Source organism: Bradyrhizobium sp. NBAIM08 (genome assembly GCF_020193935.1).
In the GTDB taxonomy this organism is placed as follows: domain Bacteria; phylum Pseudomonadota; class Alphaproteobacteria; order Rhizobiales; family Xanthobacteraceae; genus Bradyrhizobium; species Bradyrhizobium yuanmingense.
In genome coordinates this window covers 1-436 of the sequence record NZ_JADYVR010000480.1, presented here as the reverse complement: position 1 = coordinate 436, position 436 = coordinate 1, and the positions used below count along the sequence as shown (strand labels likewise).

The following is a 436-nucleotide window of genomic DNA, read 5'->3' as shown; positions in this document are numbered from 1 at the left end:
GTTTCTCTATCCCGTGCTGCAGGCGGCCGACGTGCTCGTCTACAAGGCGGATGAGGTTCCGGTCGGCGAGGACCAGCGCCAGCACATCGAGCTGACGCGCGAGGTCGCCAGGCGCTTCAACGAGCGCTTCGCGTCGGCCGAAAAGCCGATCCTGGTCGAGCCTGAGGTCCGCGTGCCCGAGGTCGGCGGTCGGATCATGGACCTCCAGGACCCGACCTCCAAGATGTCGAAGTCGGCCGCCAGCGACGCCGGGCTGATCCAGCTCATGGACGACCCGGCCGGGATCGCGCGCAAGTTCAAGCGAGCCGTCACCGACTCCGAGGCCGAGGTGCGCTACGACATCGCCGCCAAGCCTGGCGTCAGCAACCTGCTCGACATCCTGGCTGCCGCCACCGGCGGCAACCCGGCCGAACTCGCCGAGCACTACACCCAATAC

1 pseudogene is annotated in these 436 nt (G+C 67.9%); it reads left to right on the top strand.

Features of this window, described 5'->3' with window-relative positions:
* A pseudogene (locus I6F37_RS40540) lies at positions 1-436 on the top strand (tryptophan--tRNA ligase); the annotation flags it as partial.